The organism is Streptomyces sp. 2323.1, assembly GCF_900221035.1.
Classification (GTDB): domain Bacteria; phylum Actinomycetota; class Actinomycetes; order Streptomycetales; family Streptomycetaceae; genus Streptomyces; species Streptomyces sioyaensis.
In genome coordinates this window covers 4,938,608-4,963,544 of sequence record NZ_LT907981.1, presented here as the reverse complement: position 1 = coordinate 4,963,544, position 24,937 = coordinate 4,938,608, and the positions used below count along the sequence as shown (strand labels likewise).

17 protein-coding genes are annotated in these 24,937 nt (G+C 71.1%); 8 read left to right on the top strand and 9 right to left on the bottom strand.

The window, feature by feature from the left end; all coding sequences use genetic code 11:
* The first annotated feature begins 5 nt into the window (after window positions 1-5).
* Both CPH93_RS21340 and CPH93_RS21335 read left to right on the top strand, forming a co-directional pair.
* Window positions 6-983, top strand: coding sequence for a glycosyltransferase family 2 protein (locus CPH93_RS21340; protein WP_096213757.1), 978 nt, complete (start codon window positions 6-8; stop codon window positions 981-983).
* Window positions 983-1,420, top strand: coding sequence for a GtrA family protein (locus tag CPH93_RS21335; RefSeq protein ID WP_093483493.1), 438 nt, complete (start codon window positions 983-985; stop codon window positions 1,418-1,420). The genes CPH93_RS21340 and CPH93_RS21335 overlap by 1 nt, the downstream gene beginning before the upstream one ends.
* Here CPH93_RS21335 and CPH93_RS21330 read toward each other — a convergent pair.
* A complete protein-coding gene (locus tag CPH93_RS21330) occupies window positions 1,369-3,573 on the bottom strand; it encodes a PIG-L family deacetylase (protein WP_096213756.1) in 2,205 nt (734 codons plus the stop codon). The genes CPH93_RS21335 and CPH93_RS21330 overlap by 52 nt on opposite strands.
* 213 nt (window positions 3,574-3,786) lie before the next feature.
* Between CPH93_RS21330 and CPH93_RS21325 the strand changes: the two genes are divergently transcribed.
* Window positions 3,787-6,192, top strand: coding sequence for a bifunctional glycosyltransferase/CDP-glycerol:glycerophosphate glycerophosphotransferase (locus CPH93_RS21325; RefSeq protein ID WP_096213755.1), 2,406 nt, complete (start codon window positions 3,787-3,789; stop codon window positions 6,190-6,192).
* Between the two features lie 75 nt (window positions 6,193-6,267).
* On the opposite strand, the gene CPH93_RS21320 is transcribed toward CPH93_RS21325, so the two are convergent.
* Window positions 6,268-6,891, bottom strand: coding sequence for a TetR/AcrR family transcriptional regulator (locus CPH93_RS21320; protein WP_093483496.1), 624 nt, complete (start codon window positions 6,889-6,891; stop codon window positions 6,268-6,270).
* 136 nt (window positions 6,892-7,027) lie between these two features.
* Here CPH93_RS21320 and CPH93_RS21315 point away from each other — a divergent pair, with 136 nt between their 5' ends.
* Both CPH93_RS21315 and CPH93_RS21310 read left to right on the top strand, forming a co-directional pair.
* Window positions 7,028-7,963, top strand: coding sequence for an ABC transporter permease (locus CPH93_RS21315; RefSeq protein ID WP_096213754.1), 936 nt, complete (start codon window positions 7,028-7,030; stop codon window positions 7,961-7,963).
* Window positions 7,956-8,753, top strand: a complete 798-nt coding sequence (locus CPH93_RS21310) for an ABC transporter ATP-binding protein (protein ID WP_096213753.1) — start codon at window positions 7,956-7,958, stop codon at window positions 8,751-8,753. Before CPH93_RS21315 ends, CPH93_RS21310 begins: the two co-directional genes overlap by 8 nt.
* 93 nt (window positions 8,754-8,846) lie before the next feature.
* Here CPH93_RS21310 and CPH93_RS21305 read toward each other — a convergent pair whose 3' ends face one another.
* The 3 genes from CPH93_RS21305 to CPH93_RS21295 all read right to left on the bottom strand — a co-directional run bounded on the left by CPH93_RS21305 (window position 8,847) and on the right by CPH93_RS21295 (window position 15,793).
* Window positions 8,847-13,808, bottom strand: coding sequence for an NAD-glutamate dehydrogenase (locus CPH93_RS21305; RefSeq protein ID WP_096213752.1), 4,962 nt, complete (start codon window positions 13,806-13,808; stop codon window positions 8,847-8,849).
* A 482-nt stretch (window positions 13,809-14,290) separates the two neighbouring features.
* A complete protein-coding gene (locus CPH93_RS21300; protein ID WP_006605266.1) occupies window positions 14,291-14,953 on the bottom strand; it encodes an HAD family hydrolase in 663 nt (220 codons plus the stop codon).
* A gap of 333 nt (window positions 14,954-15,286) precedes the next feature.
* Window positions 15,287-15,793, bottom strand: coding sequence for a DUF6912 family protein (locus tag CPH93_RS21295; RefSeq protein ID WP_096213751.1), 507 nt, complete (start codon window positions 15,791-15,793; stop codon window positions 15,287-15,289).
* A gap of 296 nt (window positions 15,794-16,089) precedes the next feature.
* Between CPH93_RS21295 and CPH93_RS21290 the strand changes: the two genes are divergently transcribed.
* Window positions 16,090-16,839, top strand: coding sequence for an Rv3235 family protein (locus CPH93_RS21290; protein WP_096213750.1), 750 nt, complete (start codon window positions 16,090-16,092; stop codon window positions 16,837-16,839).
* A gap of 104 nt (window positions 16,840-16,943) precedes the next feature.
* Here the strand turns inward: CPH93_RS21290 and secA are convergent, their stop codons facing one another.
* Window positions 16,944-19,769: a preprotein translocase subunit SecA gene (gene secA, locus CPH93_RS21285; RefSeq protein WP_096213749.1), complete on the bottom strand. Its 2,826-nt coding sequence runs from the start codon at window positions 19,767-19,769 to the stop codon at window positions 16,944-16,946.
* Window positions 19,770-20,020: 251 nt separating this feature from the next.
* Here secA and CPH93_RS21280 point away from each other — a divergent pair, with 251 nt between their 5' ends.
* Both CPH93_RS21280 and CPH93_RS21275 read left to right on the top strand, forming a co-directional pair.
* Window positions 20,021-20,647, top strand: coding sequence for a GNAT family N-acetyltransferase (locus CPH93_RS21280; RefSeq protein ID WP_096213748.1), 627 nt, complete (start codon window positions 20,021-20,023; stop codon window positions 20,645-20,647).
* A 189-nt stretch (window positions 20,648-20,836) separates the two neighbouring features.
* Complete coding sequence (locus CPH93_RS21275) at window positions 20,837-22,030, top strand: winged helix-turn-helix domain-containing protein (protein ID WP_173909857.1); 1,194 nt, start codon at window positions 20,837-20,839, stop codon at window positions 22,028-22,030.
* A gap of 70 nt (window positions 22,031-22,100) precedes the next feature.
* Here the strand turns inward: CPH93_RS21275 and CPH93_RS21270 are convergent, their stop codons facing one another.
* The 3 genes from CPH93_RS21270 to CPH93_RS21260 all read right to left on the bottom strand — a co-directional run bounded on the left by CPH93_RS21270 (window position 22,101) and on the right by CPH93_RS21260 (window position 24,809).
* The gene (locus tag CPH93_RS21270) at window positions 22,101-22,862 is read right to left on the bottom strand and encodes a response regulator (RefSeq protein WP_006605260.1); all 762 of its coding nucleotides are present in this window, start codon (window positions 22,860-22,862) and stop codon (window positions 22,101-22,103) included.
* A 232-nt stretch (window positions 22,863-23,094) separates the two neighbouring features.
* Entirely contained in the window at window positions 23,095-23,781 is a 687-nt protein-coding gene (gene hpf, locus CPH93_RS21265; protein ID WP_093483505.1) for a ribosome hibernation-promoting factor, HPF/YfiA family, read from the bottom strand.
* 293 nt (window positions 23,782-24,074) lie between these two features.
* On the bottom strand, window positions 24,075-24,809 hold the full coding sequence (locus CPH93_RS21260) for a ComF family protein (RefSeq protein ID WP_231976908.1): 735 nt from the start codon (window positions 24,807-24,809) through the stop codon (window positions 24,075-24,077).
* Window positions 24,810-24,937: the final 128 nt, after the last annotated feature.

Below are 24,937 nucleotides of genomic sequence, written 5' to 3'. Positions count from 1 at the left end.
TGCTCATGAAGCTCTCCATCGTCGTCCCCTGCTACAACGAAGAGGCCGTCCTGAGCCGCTTCGACGACACGATCCGCGCGGTCCTCGCCGGTCTCGCCGTCGAGTACGAACTCTGTTACGTCGACGACGGCAGCGCCGACGGCACCCTGGCCCGGCTGCGCAGCCTCGCCCAGCAGCACCGCGGCACCACCCGCTACCTCTCCTTCAGCCGTAACTTCGGCAAGGAGCCCGCCATACTGGCCGGCCTGCGGGCGGCCGACGGCGACGCGGTGATCCTCATGGACGCCGATCTCCAGCATCCGCCCGAGCTCATCGAGAAGATGCTCGACCTCTACCAGCTCGGCCACGACCAGGTCGTCGCCAAGCGCACCCGGCACGGCGACCGGCCGGTGCGGACCGCGCTGAGCAGGCTCTACTACCGCGCCGTCAACAGATGGGTCGATGTCGAACTCACCGATGGCGTGGGCGACTTCCGGCTGCTGTCCCGTACGGCCGTGGACGCGCTGCTCTCACTCCCGGAGTACAACCGCTTCTCCAAGGGCCTGTTCTCCTGGATCGGTTTCGACACCGTCACCTTCGACTACCGCAATGCCGCCCGGGAGGCGGGCGAGACCAAGTGGCACGTCGGCTCGCTGGTCAACTACGGCATCGACGGCATGCTGTCCTTCAACTCCCGCCCGCTGCGGCTGGCCATCTACGCCGGGCTCGGACTGGCCTCGCTCGCCGCCCTCTACGCCCTGTGGATCATCGGCGCGGCCCTGGTCGGCGGGGTCACCGCGCCGGGCTATGTGACGCTGGTGGCCATCATCGTCGGCCTGGGCGGGCTGCAGATGGTGATGCTCGGGCTGATCGGCGAGTACATCGGACGGATCTACTACGAGACCAAGCGGCGGCCGCACTTCCTGGTCAAGGAGAGCAACACCGCCGTCCCCGCGCCCGCGTCCGCGGATGCCGCCGCCCCGGCCGGCTCCCGGGCCGGCTGATGCGCGGTCTGCCGACGCTCGCCCCCTGGGGCCAGCTCGTGCGCTTCGCCACCGTCGGCGGGATCAACACCCTCACGTTCTACGCCTGTTACCTGCCGCTGCGGCGGGTGCTGCCGTACTTCGCGGCCTACACCGGCGCCTTCGCGCTGAGCATGGTCTGCTCATTCCTCCTGAACACCTACTTCACCTACCGCACCCGGCCGACCTGGAAGAAGTTCCTGCTCTTCCCGCTGACGCAGGTCACCAACTATGCGGCGCAGAGCGTGGGGCTGGTGCTGTTGGTGAGCGGGTGCGGGCTGAACACCGCGGTGGCGCCACTGGCGGCGGCGCTGACCGCCCTCCCGTTCACGTTTCTGGTCTCCCGGCGCATCCTGCGCCCGCCCGCTCAGAACGCTCGGACCGATCGGCCGCCGGTCCGCTCCGGCGACCCCGTCTGAGCCCGCCAGCCCCCGAACAGCGCACGCTGTCCGACCGAGGTCTGGCGGGCCGTGTACAGCCGGCCGTCGGTGCCCAGCGCGACCACCACCGCGCGCCCGGCGGCGTCCTGGGCGACCCCGGCCGCCGCCGAATGCGCCACCCTGCCCCGCTGCCAGGGCCCGGAGGCGTCCTGCGCCATCGCCATCCGCACCTCGCCGGCGTCGTCGCGGGCCGCCAGCACCATCCGGCCGGCGCCACCGACCGGCGCCGCCGCCACCCGCCCGTACCCGCCGACCGCCGCACACCGTGCCGACACCCGCCAGCCGCCGATCATCCGCGGCCGCTCGGCGATCAGCACCTGGGCGGTGGCCGACCGGCGGAAGACCGCCCGCACCACGCCGCCGGCCAGCGGGACGAGGCTGACCGGGCCGGCCGGCTGCGGGAGTCCGGTGGCCGCGGCCGGCCGCGGCAGCCCGCCGGCCTCCTTGGACACCCAGTGCGCCACGGTCCCGGCGCTCGGCGCAGCCAGATGGATCAGCCCGGCGGAGTCCACACAGGCGTCCAGCCCGTCGATGATCCGCGGGGACGCCAGCAGCGTGCTGACCGTGCCCTCCAGCCGCTGCCACGGCGAGAAGCCCCGGCCCGCCCGGCCGCTGCGGTGGGCGATGTTGCCGTCCCAGGTCCGGACGAAGACGTGCACCGTGCCGTCCGGGGTGGCCACCGCCGCCGGGAAGCCGATCTCCAGCGATCTGACCGGGTCCGCGTCCGGGGAGCCCAGCGACTCCCAGCGCGCGAAGGCGGGCACCCCGTCCGGGCCGGTGCCGGTCTGCGGTGCGGTCAGCAGCTCCCGGTGGTGGTCGGTGTGCCGGCCCGGCAACACGGTGCGGGAGGCGAACAGCTGGAGCGTGCCGTCCGGGCGGCGCACCACATGGATCTGCCCCTGCAACATCGCGCCGCCGACCGGCACCGGCGCGCCGAAGCTGCCGCTGCCCGGCCGGGTCTCGGCCCAGCAGTACGCCCGGCCGCCCAGGACCGCGAAGGCGGCGAGCCGGCCGTCCTGCGCCGGGCGGATCCAGGCGTTGGAGCCGGGCGCCCGCAGCCGGGTGCTGCGGGTCCAGTTGCGCGAGACGCCGCTGAGCGCCGCGCCGCCCACCTTGCGGTCGCCGCAGCCGGCCGGGTCGCCACAGGCTCGGTGGTCGGCCCAGCCGTAGACCGACAGCAGCGCGGCCTTGCGGCGGGCGGTGGCCAGGTCGATGTCGTGGGGCAGCACGCCGGCCTCGTAGCCGAGGTAGTGCTCCACGATCGGGGGCCGCCCGCGGTCGGCGTACGCCGCCAGCGCGGCCTGCGCGAAGTAGGCGGAAGCGGTGTGGTCCTGATGGTCGTAGTAGCGCAGCCCGGCCAGCCGGGGATCGTGGTCCCCGGTGGCCGGCGGCCGCTTCCACGAGTGCACCGCGTTCGGGTCCAGGGTCCGTACGACCGTGGGCCGGACCCGGTCGAGCACCGCCACCAGGGTCCGGACGACCTGGTCGCGGGTGTAGTGGTACTGCCGCCGCACGGGGGTGCCGTCGGGGCGCAGCGTGGGGAGGGTGGCGGCGGCCCCGAGCCACAGGCCGCGCAGGCTGACCGTGCGGGCCTGCCAGACGGCCCGGGACTCCACCAGCTCCAGGAAGATCAGCTGGTGCTGCGGGGCGTCGTGCAGGGTCTGGAGCTCCGCCTCGAAGCCGGGGAGCAGGGAGAGCGCCGCGACGTCCCAGCGGGCGGCCGGGTCGCCGGTGACCATCGCGGCGTGCGCGGCCCGCAGTCCGTTGGCCCGCGCGCGGGCGAAGGCGGCCCGGTCCACCGGAACCCGCTCGGGGTCGGGGGCGCGCAGGCTGACGTTGTGGCCGTCGGCCTCGCCGCCCGTGAGGCAGACGGTGACCGAGCGGGCCCCGCTGCGCAGGGACTGCTCCAGGTCGGGGTTCATGAAGTACAGGCCGTCGTCGGCGTGCGCGACGATGTGCAGGAAGGACTGGCCGGCCGGGTCCACCAGGGAGCGCCCGGGGCCCGCCGGTCCGGCCGTACGGGAGGCCCCGTCCGACAGCCGGGCCCAGACGGCGGCGCCCGCCGTCGCGGCGAACAGCCCGCCGCCGGCGACCTGAAGCAGCCGGCGGCGGGACAGCAGGGGCGAAGGCACGGGTGACACACCCTCAGTATTCGGTCACCGGGGAGTTCCTGCCTGCCCGACAATTCGCCACTTTCGCAGGTGCGTGACGGGGCCCACAGAACATTCAGATGACGAAGAACAACCTTTTTGGGTGAACACGAGTCGTACGGCTGACAATGCAAGAGACCCCTTTGGGGAGATTTCTGCGTTCTGTACTCAGCTCATTACGAGGAGTAGCACCGCATGTCCGAGACAGGCCTTGACGCCGTACCCCGGTTCAGCATCATCGTCCCCGTGTTCAGAGTGCAGGGCTTCCTGCGCGCCTGCATGGACTCGGTGCTGGCCCAGGAGTTCACGGACTTCGAGCTCATCGCCGTCGACGACTGCTCACCCGACCACAGCGGCGCCATCCTGGACGAGTACGCCGCCCGCGACGACCGCGTCCAGGTCCTCCACCTCCCGGAGAACGCCGGTCTGGGCCCGGCCCGCAACGCCGGCCTGGAGCAGGTCCGCGGCGACTACGTCCTCTTCCTCGACAGCGACGACACCCTCGTACCCGGCGCGCTCGGCGCCCTCGCGGACCGGCTGGCCGCCACCGGGGACCCCGAGATCCTGATCTTCGACTACGCCCGGACCTACTGGGACGGCTCCACCCGGCGCAACGCCCTCTCCGGACTGCTCGACGAGTCCGGAGCGCCCTCCTTCTCGCTGGCCGAGCGCCCCCAGCTGCTCGATCTGCTGCAGATCGTCTGGAACAAGGCCTACCGCCGCGACTTCATCGAGGAGCACGGTTTCACCTTCCCCCCGGGCTACTACGAGGACGCCCCCTGGACCTTCTGCACCCTGATCACCGCCCGCCGGATCGCGGTCCTGGACCGGGTCGCCCTGCACTACCGCCAGCGCCGCCAGGGCGGCAACATCCTGCGCACCACCAGCCGTAAGCACTTCGACGTCTTCGACCAGTACGCCCGGGTCTTCGCCTACCTGGACGCGCACCCCGAGCTGTCGCGCTGGCGCCCGCACATGTTCCGCAAGATGGTCGACCACTATCTGACCGTCCTGGACAAGCCCGGCCGGCTGCCGCGGAACGCCACCGCCGAGTTCTTCCACCGCGCCGCCCGCGACTACCGCCTGCGGATACCGGCCGGCTTCGTCCGCCCCACCGGCATGGCCGGCGGCAAGTACGCGCTGCTCGCCAAGGACGCCTATCCGGCGCTGGCCGGCCTCAAGGCCGCCGGCAAGGTGCAGCGCACGGTGCGCAAGCACGCCGGCAAGCGGGTCCGGCAGGCCAAGCGCAAGGCGATGGACCTGCGCTACCAGGCGCTGCTGCGGCAGCCGCTGGACGAGAACCTCGCCGTCTACTCCGCGTACTGGAACCGGCGGCCGGCCTGCAACCCGCTGGCGGTCTACGAGAAGGCCAAGGAGCTGGCGCCGGGGATCCACGGCGTCTGGGTCGTCAAGAAGCAGCTCGCCGAGTCCGGCGAGATCCCGGCCGGTATCGACCACGTCGTGCTGAACTCCCCGCGCTACTGGGAGGTGATGGCCCGCGCCAAGTACCTCGTCAACAACGTCAACTTCGCGGACGGCGTGGTCAAGCGCGAGGGCCAGATCCATCTGCAGACCCACCACGGCACCCCGCTGAAGTCGATGGGCACCGACCAGAAGCGCTACCCGGCCGCGGCCAAGGGCATGAGCTTCCGCAAGCTGCTGGCCCGCGCCGACCGCTGGGACTTCTCGCTCTCCGCCAACCAGCACACCACCGAGCAGTGGGAGCGGGTCTACCCCTGCGACTTCGAGTCGCTGAACGCGGGCTACCCCCGTAACGACGTCTACTACCGCGCCACCGCCCAGGACGTCCTGGACATCCGCGCCCGGCTCGGCATCGCGCCCGGCCGGACCGCGGTCCTCTACGCCCCGACCATGCGCGACTACCAGGTCGGCTATGTCCCCCGGCTCGACCTGGAGAAGCTCTCCCGCGAGCTGGGCGAGGACTTCGTCCTGCTGGTGCGCACCCACTACTTCTACGACCAGGACGCCCGCCTCCAGGCGCTCCAGGAGCGCGGCGCGCTGATCGACGTCTCCGGCCACCCGGTCGTCGAGGAGCTGTGCCTGGCCGCCGACGCCCTGGTCACCGACTATTCGTCGATCATGTTCGACTACGCCCACCTCGACCGGCCGATCGTCACCTACGCCGACGACTGGGACACCTACGTCCGCTCCCGCGGGGTCACCTTCGACCTGCTCTCGGGCCGGCCGGGCGACACCCCGGGCGCCGTCGCCACCAGCGAGGACGAGCTGATCGAGGCGTTCCGCAGCGGCCGCTGGGACGACGAGCGGGCCACCGAACTGCGCGCCGCGTTCCGTGCGCGGTTCTGCCAGTGGGACGACGGGCACGCCGCCGAGCGGGTGGTCCGCCGGGTCTTCCTGGGCCAGGAGGCGACCCCGGCCCCGCTGCCGCCGGCCGAGCGCACCGTCGCCCCGTCCCCGCGCGCCGCGGCCGCCGGATCCGGGCCGGGCCGGCTGCCGCTCCAGGGGACTCGGCTGCCCGCCCAGCGGGACAGCAGCCCGTCCGACGAGGCGACGTCCGAGGGTGCGGCGTCCGAGGAGGCGCCGTCCGCCGAGGCGACGGACATCGGGCTCGCGGGCTGAACGCACCAACTGCGGGGTGCCGAGGCGGAATCCCCGCCTCGGCACCTCTTCCGGTTCCGGAGCCGGCCGGTCGCCTCAGCGTCCGCCGAGCGCGCTGACCACGGCCGCCGTCAGCTCATCGAGATAGCCGGCCGGCACCTCGTCGCGGACCACCAGCAGCCGCCAGTACAGCGGCCCGGTCAGCAGGTCCAGGGCCAGCCGGCCGTCCGCACCGGCCGGGATCTCGCCGCGCTCGACGGCGCGCGCCACCATCGCCGTGGCCACGCCCTCCTGGCTGTCGTGCAGCGCGGCCTTCAGCGCGGCCGCCAGTTCGGGGCTGCGGGCCGCCTCCGCCAGCAGGTCCGGGATGATCTGCGAGGCCATCGGGTGCCGCAGCGCACGGGCCGCGACCTCCAGCAGCACCCGTACATCGCCGGACAGCGACCCGGTGTCCGGCGTCGGCATGCCCGCCGCGGCCACCGCGGAGACCACGTCGAGGACGAGGTGCAGCTTGGAGCGCCACCGCCGGTAGACGGCGGTCTTGCCCACGCCGGCCCGCCGCGCGATGCCCTCGATCGACATCCGGGCGAAGCCCACCGCGGCCAGCTCCTCGAAGACCGCGGCACGGATCGCCTCGGTCTTGTCCTCGCGCAGTACGGCGGCGCCTGCCGGGCTCCGGCGCGCCGCCGCGGTCTCGCTTCCGCTGCCGTCGTTTGCCATGGCTTGAGCATAACGTCACGACGCTACGGTTGCGTTTCGACGCGGGCTCCCTCTAGTCTCGACGTCGCGACGATACGGACCCGTCCCATCGTCGCCCCGTGTGCGGCCCCTGTACGCAAACGAAAGTGGCCCCTCCATGCCCCAGACCCTCGCGCCCCCGGCCCCGACGCCCACCCAGGCGCCTGCGCCCGGCACCGCCCCCGACCCCGAGCTGCGCGCGCTGGCCGAACGCCATGGCCTCACGGTGAGCGGCGCCCGCCCGTCCCTGTCGGAGTACACCCGCCAGCTGTGGCACCGGCGGCACTTCATCACCTCGTTCGCCAGCGCCAAGCTCACCGCGCAGTACACCACCGCAAAGCTCGGGCAGCTCTGGCAGGTACTGACGCCCCTGCTCAACGCGGCCGTCTACTACTTGATCTTCGGCGTGCTGATCGGCACCCGGAAGGGCGTCCCGGACTACGTCCCGTTCCTGGTGACCGGCGTCTTCGTCTTCACCTTCCTGCAGAACTCGGTGTTGACGGGCACCCGGGCGATCTCCGGCAGCCTCGGCCTGGTGCGGGCGCTGCACTTCCCGCGGGCCTCTCTGCCGATCTCGTTCTGCCTGATGCAGTTGCAGCAACTGCTGTACTCCATGGGCGTGCTCGTGGTCATCCTGCTGTGCTTCGGGCAGGTCCCGACCTGGTCGTGGCTGCTCGTCATCCCGGCGCTGACGCTGCAGTTCATCTTCAACACGGGGCTGGCGATGGCCATGGCGCGGCTGGGGTCGAAGACCCCGGACCTGGCGCAGCTGATGCCCTTCATTATGCGGACCTGGATGTACGCATCCGGCGTGATGTTCAGCATCAGCCTGATCCTCCAGGGCAAGCACCTCCCGCAGTTCGTGGTGGTGCTGCTGAACGGCAACCCCGCCGCGGTCTACATCGACCTGATGCGCTTCGCCCTCATCGACAGCTTCACGCACAAGCAACTGCCGCCGCACGTCTGGGCGTTCGCCGCCGGCTGGGCCGTGCTGGCCGGCGTCCTCGGTTTTGTGTACTTCTGGAAGGCCGAGGAGCGGTACGGACGTGGCTGAGCACAAGAACGGCATCGAGCCGACCGAGGCCGCCCAGGCCCGCATCCCGACCGTGATCGCGGACGATCTGCACATCGTCTACCGCGTCTACGGCACCGGAGCCGGCAAGGGCAGCGCCACCGCGGCCCTCAACCGCATCGTCCGCCGCAAGCCGTCCACGGGCGTGCGCGAGGTGCATGCGGTCAAGGGCGTGTCCTTCACCGCCTACCGCGGCGAATCGATCGGCCTGATCGGCTCCAACGGGTCGGGCAAGTCGACCCTGCTCAAGGCGGTCGCCGGCCTGCTGCCGGCGGAGCGCGGCAAGGTCTACACCCACGGCCAGCCCTCCCTGCTCGGCGTGAACGCCGCGCTGATGAACGACCTGACCGGCGAGAAGAACGTCGTCCTCGGCGGCCTGGCCATGGGCATGTCCCGCGAGCAGGTCCGCGAACGCTACGACGGCATCGTCGACTTCTCCGGCATCAACGAGAAGGGCGACTTCATCTCGCTGCCGATGCGCACCTATTCGTCCGGCATGGCGGCCCGGCTGCGGTTCTCCATCGCCGCGGCCAAGGACCACGACGTGCTGATGATCGACGAGGCGCTGGCCACCGGCGACCGCAGCTTCCAGAAGCGCTCCGAGGCCCGCATCCGCGAGCTGCGCAAGGAAGCCGGCACCGTCTTCCTGGTCAGCCACAACAACAAGTCCATCCGCGACACCTGCGACCGGGTCCTGTGGCTGGAACGCGGCGAGCTGCTGATGGACGGCCCCACCGACGAGGTCATCGAGGCGTACGAAGCGCACCGGTAACCCGCCTCCGCACACGCCGAAGGGGCGCACCCGCGAGGGGTGCGCCCCTTCATGCATGCCCGCGCACGGTCGGCCGCGCGGGGCGGCGACCGGTCAGCTGTGCGCGCGCAGCAGCGTACGCATCGTCCGCATGGCCACGGACAGGTTCGCCAGATCGAACCCCTCCGACCCGTGGATCTCCTCCAGCGTCGCCCGGGCGCGGCTGAGGATCGCCGCATTGGCCTGCTCCCAGGCCTTGAACCGCTGCTCCGGCGTCGAGGAGCCGTTGCCCTCCGCCAGCACGTCACCGGTCAGCGCCGCATGGGCCGCGAAGAGGTCCTCGCGGATCGAGGCGCGCGCCATCGACTGCCAGCGGTCGTTGCGCGGCAGCTCCAGGATGCGGTCGAGGAGCTGGTTGATCCGCAGCCGCTCGCCCAGGTCGTAGTAGACCTCGGCGACGTCCAGCGGCTGCTTGCCGGTGCGGTCGGCGATGGCGACGATGTCCAGCGCGGGGAAGACCGAGGAGAACCCGGACACCTGGACGGCCAGCGGCTCGGGCACGCCCGCACCGGTCAGCTCGTCCAGGATCGTCTGGTACCACTCCTGGTCGGTGCCCTGCAGCAGCTTCGGCAGCTCGCCCCAGACCTCGGCGACCCGCTCCGCGAAGAAGTCGATGGTCTGCGACAGCTCCAGCGGCTGCGGGCGGTTGTTGAGCAGCCAGCGGGTGCCGCGCTCGACCAGCCGGCGCGAGTGCAGCCGGATCCGGGTCTGGACATCGGCGGCGACGACATTGTCGAGCGCCTCGACGTCGTCCCAGACCTGGCCCAGCCGGAAGATCGCCCGGGCCGCGGTGTGCGCCCGCACGACCTCTTCGAGGGAGGCCCCGGTCTCCTCCCGCATCCGGTGCAGGAAGCTCGTCCCGCCGGTGTTGACGGTGTCGTTGACCAGCACCGTCGTGACGATCTCGCGGCGCAGGGCATGCCCGTCGACCTGCTCGGGGAACCGGTCGTGCAGCGCCGAGGGGAAGTAGGCGTGCAGCAGCCGCTGCAGATACGCGTCGTCCGGCAGCCCGGTCCGGATCAGCGCATCGGAGACCGTGATCTTGGTGTACGCCAGGAGCACCGCGGTCTCCGGCTGGGTCAGCCCGCGGCCGGAGCTCAGCCGCTCACGGATCTGCCGGTCGGTGGGCAGGAACTCCAGCGCCCGGTCGAGATCGCCGTCGCGCACCAGCCGGCGCATGAAGCGCTGCTGGGCGTTGAGCATGCTGGAGGACTGGGCGAGGGCCAGCGCCAGCGCGGTGTTCTGCGCGTAGTTGTTGCGCAGCACCAGCGCGCCGACCTCGTCGGTCATCTCGGCCAGCAGCTTGTTGCGCTGCTTGACCGTCATGTCGCCGTCCGTGACCACGGAGTTGAGCAGGATCTTGATGTTCACCTCGTGGTCGGAGGTGTCCACACCGGCGCTGTTGTCGATCGCATCGGTGTTGATCTTCCCGCCGGACGCGGCGAACTCGATCCGGCCCAGCTGGGTCAGACCCAGGTTGCCGCCCTCGCCGACGACCTTGACCCGCAGGTCCTCGCCGTTGACCCGGATGGCGTCGTTGGACTTGTCGCCCACATCGGCGTTGGACTCGGCCGAGGACTTCACATACGTGCCGATGCCGCCGTTCCACAGCAGGTCGACCGGGGCCTTGAGGATGGCCTGCATCAGATCGGCGGGCGTCATCTTCTTGATGCCGGCCTCGATGCCGAGGGCGGCCCGCACCTGCGCGTTGATCGTGATGGACTTGGCCGAGCGAGGGTGGATGCCGCCGCCCTGCGAGAGCAGCTCGGTGTTGTAGTCCGCCCAGGACGAGCGGGGCAGCTCGAAGAGCCGGCGGCGCTCGGCGTAGGAGGTCGCCGCGTCCGGGGTGGGGTCGAGGAAGATGTGCCGGTGGTCGAAGGCGGCGACCAGCCGGATGTGCTCGCTGAGCAGCATGCCGTTGCCGAAGACGTCACCGGACATGTCGCCGACGCCGACCGTGGTGAAGTCCTCGGTCTGGGTGTTGTGGCCCAGCTCGCGGAAGTGCCGCTCGACCGACTCCCAGGCGCCGCGGGCGGTGATGCCCATCTTCTTGTGGTCGTAGCCGGCGCTGCCGCCCGAGGCGAAGGCGTCCCCGAGCCAGAAGCCGTACGACTCGGCGACCTCGTTGGCGATGTCGGAGAACGTCGCGGTGCCCTTGTCGGCGGCGACGACCAGGTAGGTGTCGTCCTCGTCGTGCCGGACGACGTTCTGCGGGTGGACGACCTCGCCGCCGACGAGGTTGTCGGTGATGTCCAGCAGACCGGAGATGAAGGTCCGGTAGCTGGCGATGCCCTCGGCCAGCCAGGCGTCGCGGTCCTGCGACGGGTCCGGCAGCTGCTTGCCGACGAAGCCGCCCTTCGCGCCGACCGGCACGATGACGGTGTTCTTGACCATCTGCGCCTTGACCAGGCCGAGGATCTCCGTACGGAAGTCCTCCCGGCGGTCCGACCAGCGCAGACCGCCGCGCGCGACCTTGCCGAACCGCAGGTGGACGCCCTCGACCTTCGGGGAGTACACCCAGATCTCGTACGCCGGGCGGGGCGCCGGCAGGTCGGGGATGGCCTGCGGGTCCAGCTTCATGGACAGGTAGGCGTGCGGCCGGCCCTGGCTGTCCTTCTGGTAGTGGTTGGTGCGCAGCGTGGCCTTGATGACGGTGAGGAAGGATCGCAGGATCCGGTCCTCGTCCAGGGAGGCGACCTGGTCGAGCGCGCCGTCCAGCTCCTCCAGCAGCCCGTCCGTCAGCTCCGTGCCGGCCCGCTGCCGGTCGGGGGACATCCGCGCCTCGAAGAGGGAGACCAGCAGCCGGGTGGTGTGGACGTTGTTGGAGAGGGTGTCCTCCATGTACGTCTGGCTGAAGGTCGCACCGGCCTGCCGCAGGTACTTGGCGTAGGCCCGCAGGACCATCGCCTGGCGCCAGTTGAGACCGGCCCGCAGCACCAGCGTGTTGAAGTTGTCGCTCTCGGCCGCGCCGGTCCACACCGCCGTGAAGGCGTCCTGGAAGCGCTCGCGGGCGTCGTCGCCCTTGACGTGCTCCGGCATCCGGAGGCCGAAGTCGTAGACCCAGGCGATGGTGGAGTCGGCGCAGCGCAGCTCGTGCGGACGCTCGTCGACGACCTCGACGCCCAGGCGGTTCAGACCGGGCAGCACCCGGGAGAGCGAGACCGGCTCGCCCCGGCGGTAGATCTTGAAGCGGCGCTCACCGGGACCGGCGTCGACCGGCTCGTAGAGGCTGACCGAGAAGTCCTTGCCGGGCTCACCGGTGAGCTTCTCCAGGTGCTGGAGGTCGGCGACGGCGCTGCGCGGGCTGTTGTCGGCCTTGTAGCCCTCGGGGAAGGCGTGGCCGTAGCGGCGCAGGAGCTCGGCGGCGCGCTCCTCGCCGACCTCGGCGGTCAGCGCCTCGGCGAAGCCGTCGGCCCACGAGCGGGCGGCCTCCACCAGCCGGCTCTCCAGGCGGTCCACATCGGCGTCGGTGAGCTCGGGCAGGCTGGCGCCGGGCTCGACACGGATGACGAAGTGCAGCCGGGAGAGGATCGACTCGGTGTTCCAGGCGGTGAAGTCGACGCTGGTGCCGCCCAGCTCCTCCTTGAGGATGTCGATCAGGCGCAGCCGCACCCCGGTGGTGTACCGGTCGCGCGGGAGGTAGACCAGCGCGGAGTAGTAGCGGCCGTACTCGTCCTGGCGGAGGTAGAGCCGCAGCCGGCGGCGCTCTTGCAGGTAGAGCACGCTGGTGGCGATGGACCGCAGCTCGTCGACCGGGGTCTGGAACAGCTCGTCGCGCGGGTAGGTCTCCAGGATCTGCAGCAGGTCGCGGCCGTCGTGGCTGTCCGGGCTGAAGCCCGCGCCCTCCAGCACCTCGGCGACCTTGCGGCGGATGACCGGCACCCGGCGCACGGACTCGGTGTACGCGGCCGAGGAGAACAGGCCCAGGAAGCGCCGCTCACCGATGACATTGCCCTTGGCGTCGAACTTCTTGACGCCGACGTAGTCGAGGTAGGACGGGCGGTGGACGGTGGCGCGGCTGTTGGCCTTGGTCAGGACGAGCAGCTTGTGCTCACGGGCCTTGGCGCGGGCGTCGGCGGGCAGCCGGTTGAAGGACGGCGAGACGGGGTGGCCGTCGGCGGTCTCGCGGTGCGGCGGGTCGGCGCGCAGGATGCCCAGGCCGGTGCCGGGCACCGCGGTCAGCACGTCCTCCTCGGCGCCGCCCTCACCGGGCACGGAGGTCAGCTCGTACTCGCGGTATCCCAGGAAGGTGAAGTGGTCGGCGGACAGCCACCGCAGCAGCTCCTGGGCCTCCTCGATCTCCTGGTCGCGCAGATCGTCGGCGGTCGGCTCGGAGCCCAGCTCGTCGGCGAGCCGGCCGGCGGCGCCGCGCATCTTCTCCCAGTCCTCGACGGCCTCGCGGACGTCGGAGAGCACCCGCAGCAGATCCGCGGTGATCTGCTTGAGGTCCTCCCGGTCGGTCTCGCGGTCCATCTCGACATGGATCCAGGACTCGGTCACCGCGTCGTGCGGCAGCTCGGTGGCCTTGCCCTTGCCGGTCCGGCCGTGGGCGTCGCAGTTGGAGTCGAAGACCTCGATGAGCTTGCCGGTGACATCACGGCGGACGATCACCTGCGGGTGGATCACGACATGGATGCCGCGCCCCTGCCGGGAGAGCTCATTGGTGACCGAGTCGACCAGGAACGGCATGTCGTCGGTGACCACCTCGACGACGGAGTGGCTGCACGTCCAGCCGTTCTCCTCGACGGTCGGGGTGTGCACCCGGACGTTCGCGGTGCCCTGAGGACGCATTTCCGCGAGGCGGTAGTGCGAGAGCGCGGCGCCGAAGACGTCCACCGGATCGCGGTCGGTGAGGTCCTCGGGGGCGGTGTGCAGGTAGTAGCGCTGGAGGTATCCCGCCAGGGCGTCCGGGTCGAGACCCCGTACCGGGTGCTTGCTCCCGGCCGGGCTGCTTTCAACGACCCGGGCGGCCCTGGCGAGCAGCTCGGTTTTGGCTTCGTCCAGCTTGGTCTGCATGTCCTCTGGCTCCTGTCGCGCGCCGTTGCGTGACGTTGTGGAAGAACGTGATGGAAGCCGCACAACGCCGCCGTGACGCGAGGTGTTCTGTCGCTGTCGACGCTATGCCGCGATGAGAGAGGGCCGGGTCGCCATCGACTGTTTTTGACAAAGTCGACAGGGAAAGTTGGCCGCAACGACCAGCGATCGCCCGGTCACGGTCGTGCCCCGGGCGCACGGCAGGGGCCTCGATGCCCCCGCGGATTATCGCGCTGATCACGGTGCAAGGCTATCGCTCCCCACACGGGTGCCGTCATGGGCCTTGTAGGTACAAAACCTTGGCGTGAACTTAGACCTTCCGGACAACGCACTGCCGGGGTGGGGTGTGCGTGCCGCCCTGGCGCCCGGACTCCCGGCGGGCCCGCACAGGAGCGGCGTCTGGGCACCGCCGCCCAGGAGGCCGGGCGGGCGTACGGGCCCCGGGACAGATCCTGGGAAAGGCCCTAGAGGACGAGCGCTCCCGCCAGCTCGACCGCCTCGGCGAGCGTGTCCACCACCGGCACCCCGGCGGTCTCCAGGCTCCCGCGGCTGTGCGATCCGCCCGTGTAGAGCACCGCATGCGCACCCGCGTCCTGCGCCGCCACCGCATCGTCCACGGCGTCACCGATCACGACCGTACGCGCCGGCTCGACCTGCTCCATCGCCGCCAGATGCCGCACCATGTGGGCGCTCTTCGTGCCGCCGGACGGCCCGGTCCTGCCGTCGATCCGCACGAACCGCGACTCGATCCCGAAGTCGCGGACGATCGGTATCAGGTCGTCGTGCCCGTACATGCTCAGAATCGACTGGCTGCGCCCGGCCGTCTGCCAGCCCTCCAGCAGCAGATCCACGCCCTCGGCGAGCTCACAGCCCAGGCGGTGGGTGCTGTAGTGGCGGTGGAACGCCTCGTCCATCACCAGCCACTCCGTGTCCGTGGGCAGCCGCCCCATCAGCCGCTCGTAGAACCGCGGCACGGGCACGCAGTACAGCTCGCGGTACGTCTCCAGCGTGATCGGCTCCAGGCCGATCTCCGCGAAGGCGGAGTTCGTCGCCCCGATGACGGCGTCGATGTCATGGAACAGGGTCCCGTTCCAGTCCCAGACGATGTGTGTCGCGTGCTTCCCCATGCGTTACCCCAGGTCGTTCCCCGTGCGCTTCCCCATGAAGAAAAGGTACCCGCACCCACTGACAACGCAGCCGGACCTGCGGAGATCGAGCCACTAGGCCCTGTCGTCAAACTCCCGTCGTCTGCCCGAAGGGCAGGCCGCGCGGCGTCTGGTGCGTGCGATCGCAAGGCGGAGGGTCGTCCTCGATGGGGGCACCTCCCATGCCCTTAAGGCATGGGGGAGGGTCTACGTGGATGATCCCGACAACGGTGGGGGTCCCCCCGCGCCGTTCAGGCGTGGGGGAGAGCGTGCGTGCCAGGCGCCGCGCGGCAGGCGGGAGTTTGACGACAGGGCCTAGCCGATCAGGTGCGGGATCTCCTGCACCCCGAACCACATCAGATCGTGGTCCTCGGCACCGTCGACCGTGAACTGCGCATCGTCATCGCCCTGGTCCGCCGCGCCGAGCGCCGCCGCGGCCGCCGCGATGTCCGCCTCCGCGTCCGCGGCATCCACATGCACCGCCGCGGCCTTCGAGAGCGGCACCGGCCCGGCGACCCGCACCTCACCCAGCGACGACTGATCGAGCCCCCGGTCCGGATCCGCCACGGCCGCGCCGTCCGGCACGTCCACGGCCACCACCACACGCCGCCGGGCGATCTCCGGGTGTCCGGCGAGCATCCGCAGCGACGCCTGCGCGGCCCGGTTGAGCGCCGCGTACTCCAGCTCTTCGATGTCGTCCGAGACGTACCACTCGCGCAGCGCGGGCGTGACCGCGTACGCGCCCAGGGAGCCGGGGTCCAGCTCACCGTTCTTGTGCGCCTCTGCGAGACCGGAAAGGGTCAGGGGGACATAGACGCGCATGGCAGCCGCTTCCGCTCGATTCGCTCGACTCTCACGATTGTCCCGCCAGCATACGGGCGCGAGTCCCCCATCGTGCCGCCCCCACAGCCCTCGTGCCGCCCACCCGGAGACCGCCCACCACCCCGCTCCCGAGGCCTCACACCAAGCCCGCGCCACGGACGGGTGATCTCTGCGCGCCGCCCGCCCGGCCCCCGCCGCGCCTTGCTGCCGCCCCGGTCGCGTCGATAGAAGATCCCCACCACAAAAGCTACCGCCCGGTAATTCACGGGCCCGGCACCACGGGGGCGATCACCAGCATGACCGGCACCAACAGCACCGCGACGCACACCCCACCCGCTGCCGCCGGACGCACCGCGCCCGACGCAGGGCACACCCCACCGCCCGCACCGGCCGTTCCCCGGCCACGGCGGTCCCCCGCCGACCGCCGGCCCCTCGGCCCGGCCGGCAGCGGCCCCGGCGCCCGCGGTCGGAGCGGTCCGGGCGGCTCCAGCGGCCGCAGCTCCGGTCCGGGCGGCGGGCGCACCCCCGGCCCCGCCGGCCGCGGCCCCACCCGTACCGCGCCCCGCCCCGGCCGTCCCACCGCCCTGGCCGCCGCGGCGAGCCGCCGGGCCGCCCCCGGCGCCTCCGCCACCCCGGTCACCACGGCCGGCGTCCCTCTGCCGACGGCCGGGGCACAGCGCCGGGCACAGCAGAGCCGGCCGCATCACTGGTTCGCCCAGCAGCTGCTGCTCGCCCTCAGCGGTCAGCGCCCCGTCCACGCCCTGCTGGGGCATGCGCTGCCGGCCGCGTACGACCGGCTCGCGGAGCTCGCCCCGCAGGCACCGCTGCGGCCGGTCCCGGTTCCCGGCGTACGCGGCGACGACCCCACGGTGCGCGACTGCGGGCTGTGCCGGCCCCGCCGCGGCGTCATCGAGGCCTTCGCCCGCATCGCGGCGGGCGAACGGCTGCGGGCACTGGCCTTCCGGCTGGAGCTCGGCGCCGACGCCCGGTGGCGCTGCGCCGCCCTCGACATCGGCCCGGCCCCGGGCGTCCCGGGCGCGCTCTGATGCCCGGCCGGCACACAAAGGCGCCCCGGCCGGTCTCCGGCCGGGGCGCCCCTCTGCTACACGGCCCGGGCAGCCCGCCCCCGGGCCGCCTCACCGCTCACTGCTCACTTCTTACGGCGACGCCCTGCGCTCTTCTGGGCCTTGCGGCGCTCGGCGCGGGTCAGCCCGTCCGCCTCGGAACGGGCCGGTCCGGCCTCCTCGTCGCTGATGAAGTCGCCCTCGATGACGCTGCCGTCGCCGTCCACCTTGGGGGCGGAGAAGTGCAGCCGGTCCGGGCGCTGCGGCGCCTCCAGGCCCTTGGCGTGGATCTCCGGGCGCGCCGCGCCGGCGGGCACGGCGTCCTGCAGGTCCTTGTCCAGCGAGGTCTGCGCCTCCTCCACCGGGACCTCCTCGACGTGCTGCTCGACCTGGACCTCCAGGTTGAACAGGTAGCCGACGGACTCCTCCTTGATGCCCTCCATCATCGCGGTGAACATGTCGAAGCCCTCGCGCTGGTACTCGACCAGCGGGTCCTTCTGGGCCATCGCCCGCAGGCCGATGCCCTCCTGGAGGTAGTCCATCTCGTAGAGGTGCTCACGCCACTTGCGGTCCAGGACGGACAGCACGACCCGGCGCTCCAGCTCCCGCATGACGTCCGAGCTGAGCTGCTCCTCACGGGCGGCGTACTGCTCGTGGATGTCCTCCTTGATGGCATCGGCGATGAACTCGGCGGTGATGCCCGCGCGGTCGCCGGCCTCGTCCTCCAGCTCCTCGACGGTGACCTTGACCGGGTAGAGCTGCTTGAAGGCGCCCCACAGCCGGTCCAGATCCCACTCCTCGGCGAAGCCCTCGACCGTCTCCGCCTGGATGTAGGCGTCGATGGTGTCGTCCATGAAGTGCTTGATCTGGTCCTGCAGATCCTCGCCCTCCAGGACACGGCGGCGCTCGCCGTAGATCACCTCGCGCTGGCGGTTGAGCACCTCGTCGTACTTCAGGACGTTCTTGCGCGTCTCGAAGTTCTGCTGCTCGACCTGCGACTGCGCGGAGGCGATCGCCCGGGTCACCATCTTGTTCTCGATCGGGACGTCGTCGGGCACATTGGCCATTGCCATGACCCGCTCGACCATCTGCGCCTTGAACAGCCGCATCAGGTCATCGCCCAGGGAGAGGTAGAAGCGCGACTCGCCGGGGTCGCCCTGACGGCCGGAGCGGCCGCGCAGCTGGTTGTCGATCCGCCGCGACTCGTGCCGCTCGGTACCGAGCACATAGAGCCCGCCGAGCTCCTTGACCTCTTCGAACTCCGCCTTGACCGCGGCCTCGGCGCGCTCCAGGGCGGCGGGCAGCGCGGCCGCCCACTCCTCGACGTGCTCGACCGGGTCCAGGCCCAGCTGCCGCAGCTCCGCCTCGGCGAGGTCGTCGGGGTTGCCGCCGAGCTTGATGTCCGTACCGCGGCCGGCCATGTTCGTGGCGACCGTGACGGCACCCTTGCGGCCCGCCTGGGCGATGATCGGCGCTTCCCGGTCGTGCTGCTTGGCGTTGAGGACCTCGTGCGGCACACCGCGCTTGTTGAGCTGCTGGGAGAGGTACTCGGACTTCTCCACGGAGGTCGTGCCGACCAGGATCGGCTGGCCCTTGCTGTGCTTCTCGACGATGTCCTCGACGACCGCGTCGAACTTCGCGGGCTCGGTGCGGTAGATCAGGTCCGCCTGGTCCATACGGACCATCGGGCGGTTCGTCGGGATCGGGACGACGCCGAGCTTGTAGATCTGGTGGAACTCCGCGGCCTCGGTCATGGCCGTACCGGTCATGCCGGAGAGCTTGTCGTAGAGGCGGAAGAAGTTCTGCAGGGTGATCGTGGCGAGCGTCTGGTTCTCGTCCTTGATCTCCACCCCTTCCTTCGCCTCGATGGCCTGGTGCATGCCCTCGTTGTAGCGGCGGCCGGCGAGGATACGGCCGGTGTGCTCGTCGACGATCATGACTTCGCCGTCGATGACGACGTAGTCCTTGTCGTTCTTGAAGAGCTCCTTGGCCTTGATCGCGTTGTTGAGGTACCCGACGAGCGGGGTGTTCACCGACTCGTACAGATTGTCGATGCCCAGCCAGTCCTCGACCTTGCTGACACCGGACTCGTGGATGCCGACGGTGCGCTTCTTCTCGTCGACGTCGTAGTCGCCGGTCTCCTCGATGCCGCGCTGCGGATTGGCGGCCTCGCCCCGCTTCAGGCGCTGCACCAACTTGGCGAAGTCGCCGTACCACTTGGTGGCCGAGTCCGCGGGACCGGAGATGATCAGCGGCGTACGGGCCTCGTCGACGAGGATCGAGTCGACCTCGTCGACGACCGCGAAGTTGTGGCCGCGCTGGACGAGTTCGTCCTGCGACCAGGCCATGTTGTCACGCAGATAGTCGAAGCCGAACTCGTTGTTCGTGCCGTAGGTGATGTCGCAGTTGTACTGCTCGCGGCGCTGGGCCGGCGTCATGTCGGCGAGGATGCAACCGACGGTCAGGCCCAGGAATTTATGGACGCGGCCCATCATCTCGGAGTCGCGCTCGGCCAGGTAGTCGTTCACCGTGATCAGGTGGACGCCCTTGCCGGACAGCGCGTTGAGGTACGTCGGGAGGGTGCCGACCAGGGTCTTGCCCTCACCGGTCTTCATCTCGGCGACGTACCCCATGTGAAGGGCCGCGCCGCCCATCAGCTGGACGTCATAGGGACGCTGGCCGAGCACCCGCCTGGCAGCCTCACGGACCGTGGCGAACGCCTCGGGCAGCAGATCGTCGAGGCTCTCGCCGTCCGCGAGACGCTCCTTGTACTCATCCGTAAGGGCACGCAGCTCCGCGTCGGAGAGCGCCGCGAAGTCCTCCTCGATGGAGTTGACCTGGCCCGCGATGCGGTGCAGTTTGCGCAGGATCTTTCCTTCGCCTGCACGCATGATCTTCGTCAAGACGGACACTTGGGCTGGTCTCCTTGCCGGTCGGGCCTGCACGGTCGAGTGCGCGGGCGCGGCATTTTTCCAAGGGGGCAGGCCCCGCCGCAACGGCCATCGTAAAGGAGGACGCAGCCGGGCCGGGAGGTCCGCCGCAGCGAACCCCGCTATCCCCTCCTCCCGTGAACGCACAAGGCCGCGAGAAGGTGCCGGGCGGGTGCCGGGAATCACGCCGAAAACCCTTAGCCAGGCTTTCCGCAACCTTGCAGACTCACGCCATGAAGCCGGTCACCCTCACCACCGAGCGTCTCGTGCTGCGCCCCTTCGACGCCTCCGACGCACCCGCGGTGTACGCCGCGTGCCAGGAGCCGGACATTCCGCGCTGGACCACCGTCCCCTCCCCGTACCGCCGGGAGGACGCCGAGCAGTTCACCGGGACGGTCGTCCCCGAGGGCTGGCGCCACGACACCGCCTACCACTTCGCCGTCGTGACCCGGGCGGAGGGGGCCCTGGTCGGTGCGATGGGCCTGGTACGCCTCGACCGGCTGCGCACCCCGGAGCGGCAGGCCGAGCTGGGCTACTGGACCGCCAAGGCGCAGCGCGGCCGGGGGTACACCGTCGAGGCGGCCCGCGCGGTGCTGCGCTGGGCCTTCGACGATCTCGGGGTGGAGCGCATGGAGTGGCACGCGGAGGCCGGCAACGTAGGCTCCCGGGCGGTGGCCGCCAAGCTCGGCTTCCGGATGGAGGGCACCCTGCGCGCCAAGCTGCTGCGCGAGGGCACCCGCCGGGACCTCTGGATCGGCTCGCTGCTCCCGTCCGACCTGCCCGGAGAGCACGGACCATCCGGGGCGGCAGCCGGCATCGGCGTCCCGGACGCGACGCCGTATCTGCCCTACCCAGGCTGAGCGCCGGCCGCGCGGTCCGACAGCGGCACGGCGCAGGCCCGGGACGGCGGGGGCCGGCACGCAGCGGGCCCGGGACGCGCGGCACTCCGCACCGCGACGGCTCCACTCCGCACGGCCTCGGGTACCGCCTCACCAGCGGTTCTTCCCGCGCCGGGGCCGTTGTCAGTGCCCGCCCCTACTCTGAGCCGCATGACCGCCGAGACGCAGCCGCTGCCCCCGCCCGTGACCGCCCTGTCCCGCGACGATGCCCGCCGCCTGGCGCTGCGGGCGCAGGGCCTGCTGGGCGCCCCGGACCGCCGGGCGGGCGTGCGCGGGGTGCTGCGGCAGCTGGGCGCGGTGCAGCTGGACACGATCTCGGTGCTGGCCCGCTCCCATGAGCTGGTGCCCTACGCCCGGCTCGGCGCCGTCGGCCGCACCGCCGTCGAGGCCGCCTACTGGACCGACACCCACAGCTTCGAGTACTGGTCGCACGCCGCCTGCATCCTGCCCGTCGAGGAGTGGCCGCACTTCGCCTTCCGCCGCCGCGCCCGGCGGGCCAAGGGCCACCGCTGGCACATCATGGAGGACTCCGAGCGCTCCTGCGCCGCCGTATTGGACCGGCTGACGGCCGACGGTCCGCTGACCACCTCCGAGCTGGGCGGAGGGCGCAACGGCGGCGAGTGGTGGGACTGGTCCGAGACCAAGATCGCGGTGGAGTGGCTGCTGGACACCGGCGAGGTGGTCTGTACGGAACGCCGCGCCTGGAAGCGGGTGTACGACCTCGCCGAGCGCGCCGTCCCGGACGGTCTGCTCCATGACGATCTCGACGACGCCGAGTGCCTGCGCCGCCTGGTCGCCCAGGCCGGGGCCGCCATGGGCGTGGCCACCCGCGCCGACCTGGCGGACTACCACCGCCTCAAGGGCGAGCAGGTCGATGCCGTCGTCGCGGAGTCCGGTCTGGTCCCGGTCGAGGTCGAGGGCTGGGGAAAGCCCGCCTGGGCCGATCCCGCCGCGCTCGCCGCCCCGCCCCGCGGCCGGCACCGCACGACCCTGCTCTCGCCCTTCGACTCCCTGATCTGGGACCGCCCGCGCACCGAGCGGATCTTCGGTTTCACGCACCGCCTGGAGGCATACGTCCCCCGCCCCCGGCGGATACACGGCTATTTCGCGATGCCCCTACTGGCCGGCGGTCAGCTGGTGGGGCGGGTGGATCCGGCCCGCGAGGGCACCACCCTCGTCGCCCGCCAGGTGTCGGTGCAGAGCGCCAAGGCCGTCGCCCCCATGGCCCAGGCCCTGCGGGAGGCAGCGAGCTGGGTCGGCTGCGACGCCGTACGCGTGGACCGCTGCGACGACCCGAAGCTGGCCGCCGCGCTGCGCGCAGAACTCACTCACACGAGCGACTAGAACCGCCGGGCGGTACGTCCGGGGGCCCATCCGGCCCCCGGCCACCCGGCGCACTCACGCCCCGGCCGGCTCACCGGATCTCGAGGATCTTCTCCCGCATCGCGTACACCACGGCCTCCATCCGGGAGTGCAGTTGCAGCTTCTCCAGGATGTTGCGGACGTGGTTCTTCACCGTGTTCTCGGAGATGAAGAGTTCCTTGGCGATATCGCGGTTGTTCATGCCCGTGGCCACCAGCTTGAGGACTTCGAGCTCTCGGTCGGTGAGCCGGGGCGCGGGCACCAGCCGGCGCTCGTCCGTGCGCTGGATCATCGACTTGAACTCCGTCAGGAGCTTGGACGCCATCGACGGGCTGATCTGCGACTGGCCGTCCGCGACGGCACGGATCGCGGTCGCCACCTCATCGGTGGAGATCTCCTTGAGGAGGTAGCCGGTGGCGCCGGCCTTGATCGCGTCGTAGAGATCGGCCTCTTCGTCGCTGATCGTCAGCATGATGATCTTTGCACTGGGGGCGACCTCCTTGATGGAGGTACATGCCTCGATCCCGCCGCGCTTGGGCATCCGTACGTCCATCAGCACGATGTCGGGCAGCAGATCCGCGGCCTTGTCGACCGCCTCCGCGCCGTCCCCCGCCTCGCCGACGACCTGGATGTCCTCCTCCTGGGCCAGCACGATCTCCAGCCCACGCCGGAAGAGCGCGTGATCATCCACGACCAGGACCCGGATCGGTTCCTTGCGCGCCACGCTCACGGCCCGGTCGGCCTCGTCCTCGCTTCCGGCACCGCAGTGGTCATCATCCGCGTCGCCGCGCACGGGCCCGAAACTGTCCCCCATCGATCCTCCCCGTCAACTACTCGGCCCACAGGCCAGAGCTTGGAAATAAGGCTGGTTGACAACAGCCCCCTGCGGCCAGCCCGATCAATGCCATGCGATCGTCTCCCCGGCATGTCGCCGTGTCGTGTCCCCGTAGTCCCTGGCCGGCACAAACACTATACGGCTTCAACTCCTGCTCTCTCCGGTCACGATGGTGCCCCCGGCGTGCGCCGGGGGCACCGAGCGGTGGGGTTCAGCCGCCCAGGGCGCCGCCTGCGCCGCCGGGCTCCTCCTCCCCGAACAGATCGGGGTTCAGGTGGATGACGCCGTAGTCGTATGCGTGCCGCCGGTAGACGACACTCGGCAGCTTGGTGTCGGCGTCGACGAAGAGGTAGAAGTCGTGTCCGACCAACTCCATCTCGGCGAGCGCCTGGTCGAGCGCCATCGGTGCGGCCGAGTGGGTCTTCTCCCGGACGATCAGGGGGCCTTCACCCTGGACGTCGATCGAACCCATCCTCGTGGTCGGCACCTTCTGGTCGACCTCGGCGGCAAGTTCTCCGTTGGTGTTCAGGCTTGCGGCGTCGGGCACGCTGACAGCGACTTCACTCGCCGGAATGCGGCCGTTGCCACGACGCGAGAAGCGCTTGTCGTGCTGCTTCCGCAGACGCGCTTCGAGCTTGGCGGTTGCCAGATCCAGCGCGGCGTAGGGATCGGCTGCGGCCGCCTCGGCCCGGACCACCGGGCCACGGGAGCGGAGGGTGATCTCCACTCGGTCGGAACGGTCGGCCTGCCGCGGGTTGGGCTCCTTGGACACCTCGACGTCCAGGCTGATCACCTTGGCGTCGAGCTTCTGGACTTTGTCCAGCTTGAGCTTCTCGGCCACGTGCTTGCGGAACCGCTCGGGCACCTCGGTCTTGCGGCCCTTGACGACGATGTCCACGCAGAACTCCGTTCCCGGATCGCTCCGCTCATCCAGCGGGGCGATTCCTTCTTGCACCAGGCTCCGGTGGTTGCCGAAGCCTCGGACTTGGCGACTTTCACCTCCTCCTCCCCCGTCGACAAGCTCTCCACTCCCCTGTTTTCAGGGTCGCCGAAAATACCCCTGAACGCATTCATCGCGACATCCGAGGCAAAACGTCCGCCAAGTCCTCACAACCGAACATAGCTCTCTCGGACTGTTGTCGGCACCCCCTCGGAGCCCTCGGCTCCAATTGAGCGACTTTCCTTCCTCAACTAATTGCCCTGTGGTAACGCGCGGAGGGGCGCAGCAGCACGACCGGCCGCGAAGGCGCTCACCGGCGCCGCCACGGCCGCCGCACCGACCACCCGGCCGTCGGCCACGGCCATCGCGCGTGCCGCCTCCGCGAGCGTGGCACCCGTGGTCACCAGATCGTCCACCAGCACCGCTGGCAGGCCCGCCAGCAGCCTCCGAGCCACGCCCGGCACCTCCAGTGCACCGGCGACGTTCTCCAGCCGCTGCCGGGCGCTCAGTCCCGCCTGGTCGGCCACCGCACGCCGCTGCCGCAGCACCGCGAGCACCTGGGCCCCCGTCCCCACCCGCCGCAGCTCACCGGCCGCCGCCCGGGCGGCGCTGCGCACCGGATCATGCCCCCGGCCGGCCACCGCTCTCCGGGCCGACGGCACCGGGACCAGCAGCAGCGGCCCGCCACCGGCCCGCAGCCCCCGTACGGCCCCGGCCAGCACCGCCCCCAGCGGCCCGGCCAGCGGCAATGCGCCCCGCTCCTTGTGTGCGAGCAGCACCGCCCGCACCTCGTCGGCATACGGCGCCCCCGCCCACACCCGGGGCAGCCCGGCCGGCGCGGGCCACGGCCGAACCCGCCGCGCCCCGCGCCCGTCCCGCGCCAGCGCCCGACGGCACTGTGCGCACAGCTCCGTACGCGGGCGGCCACACCCCGCACAGTCGACCGGCAGCACCAGACCGGCCAGTTCGCGCCATACCCCTTGCATGACTCCACTGTCCCGCCGAACACCCTCGGTCACCACCCCTGTGGACAACCTCGGCAGCGGAGCAGCGGCTGAGCCGTTCGGGGGATATCGCGGCCGGCCGGACCGACGCATTCCGGCCCCGGTCCGGC

What these genes read in the sequence shown, in the direction of transcription:
- CPH93_RS21340 (WP_096213757.1), top strand. Translation starts at nt 6, where the DNA reads ATGAAGCTCTCCATCGTCGTCCCCTGCTACAACGAAGAGGCCGTCCTG.
- CPH93_RS21335 (WP_093483493.1), top strand. Translation starts at nt 983, where the DNA reads ATGCGCGGTCTGCCGACGCTCGCCCCCTGGGGCCAGCTCGTGCGCTTC.
- CPH93_RS21325 (WP_096213755.1), top strand. Translation starts at nt 3,787, where the DNA reads ATGTCCGAGACAGGCCTTGACGCCGTACCCCGGTTCAGCATCATCGTC.
- CPH93_RS21320 (WP_093483496.1), bottom strand. Translation starts at nt 6,891, where the DNA reads ATGGCAAACGACGGCAGCGGAAGCGAGACCGCGGCGGCGCGCCGGAGC.
- CPH93_RS21315 (WP_096213754.1), top strand. Translation starts at nt 7,028, where the DNA reads ATGCCCCAGACCCTCGCGCCCCCGGCCCCGACGCCCACCCAGGCGCCT.
- CPH93_RS21305 (WP_096213752.1), bottom strand. Translation starts at nt 13,808, where the DNA reads ATGCAGACCAAGCTGGACGAAGCCAAAACCGAGCTGCTCGCCAGGGCC.
- CPH93_RS21300 (WP_006605266.1), bottom strand. Translation starts at nt 14,953, where the DNA reads ATGGGGAAGCACGCGACACACATCGTCTGGGACTGGAACGGGACCCTG.
- CPH93_RS21295 (WP_096213751.1), bottom strand. Translation starts at nt 15,793, where the DNA reads ATGCGCGTCTATGTCCCCCTGACCCTTTCCGGTCTCGCAGAGGCGCAC.
- CPH93_RS21290 (WP_096213750.1), top strand. Translation starts at nt 16,090, where the DNA reads ATGACCGGCACCAACAGCACCGCGACGCACACCCCACCCGCTGCCGCC.
- CPH93_RS21280 (WP_096213748.1), top strand. Translation starts at nt 20,021, where the DNA reads ATGAAGCCGGTCACCCTCACCACCGAGCGTCTCGTGCTGCGCCCCTTC.
- CPH93_RS21275 (WP_173909857.1), top strand. Translation starts at nt 20,837, where the DNA reads ATGACCGCCGAGACGCAGCCGCTGCCCCCGCCCGTGACCGCCCTGTCC.
- CPH93_RS21270 (WP_006605260.1), bottom strand. Translation starts at nt 22,862, where the DNA reads ATGGGGGACAGTTTCGGGCCCGTGCGCGGCGACGCGGATGATGACCAC.
- CPH93_RS21260 (WP_231976908.1), bottom strand. Translation starts at nt 24,809, where the DNA reads ATGCAAGGGGTATGGCGCGAACTGGCCGGTCTGGTGCTGCCGGTCGAC.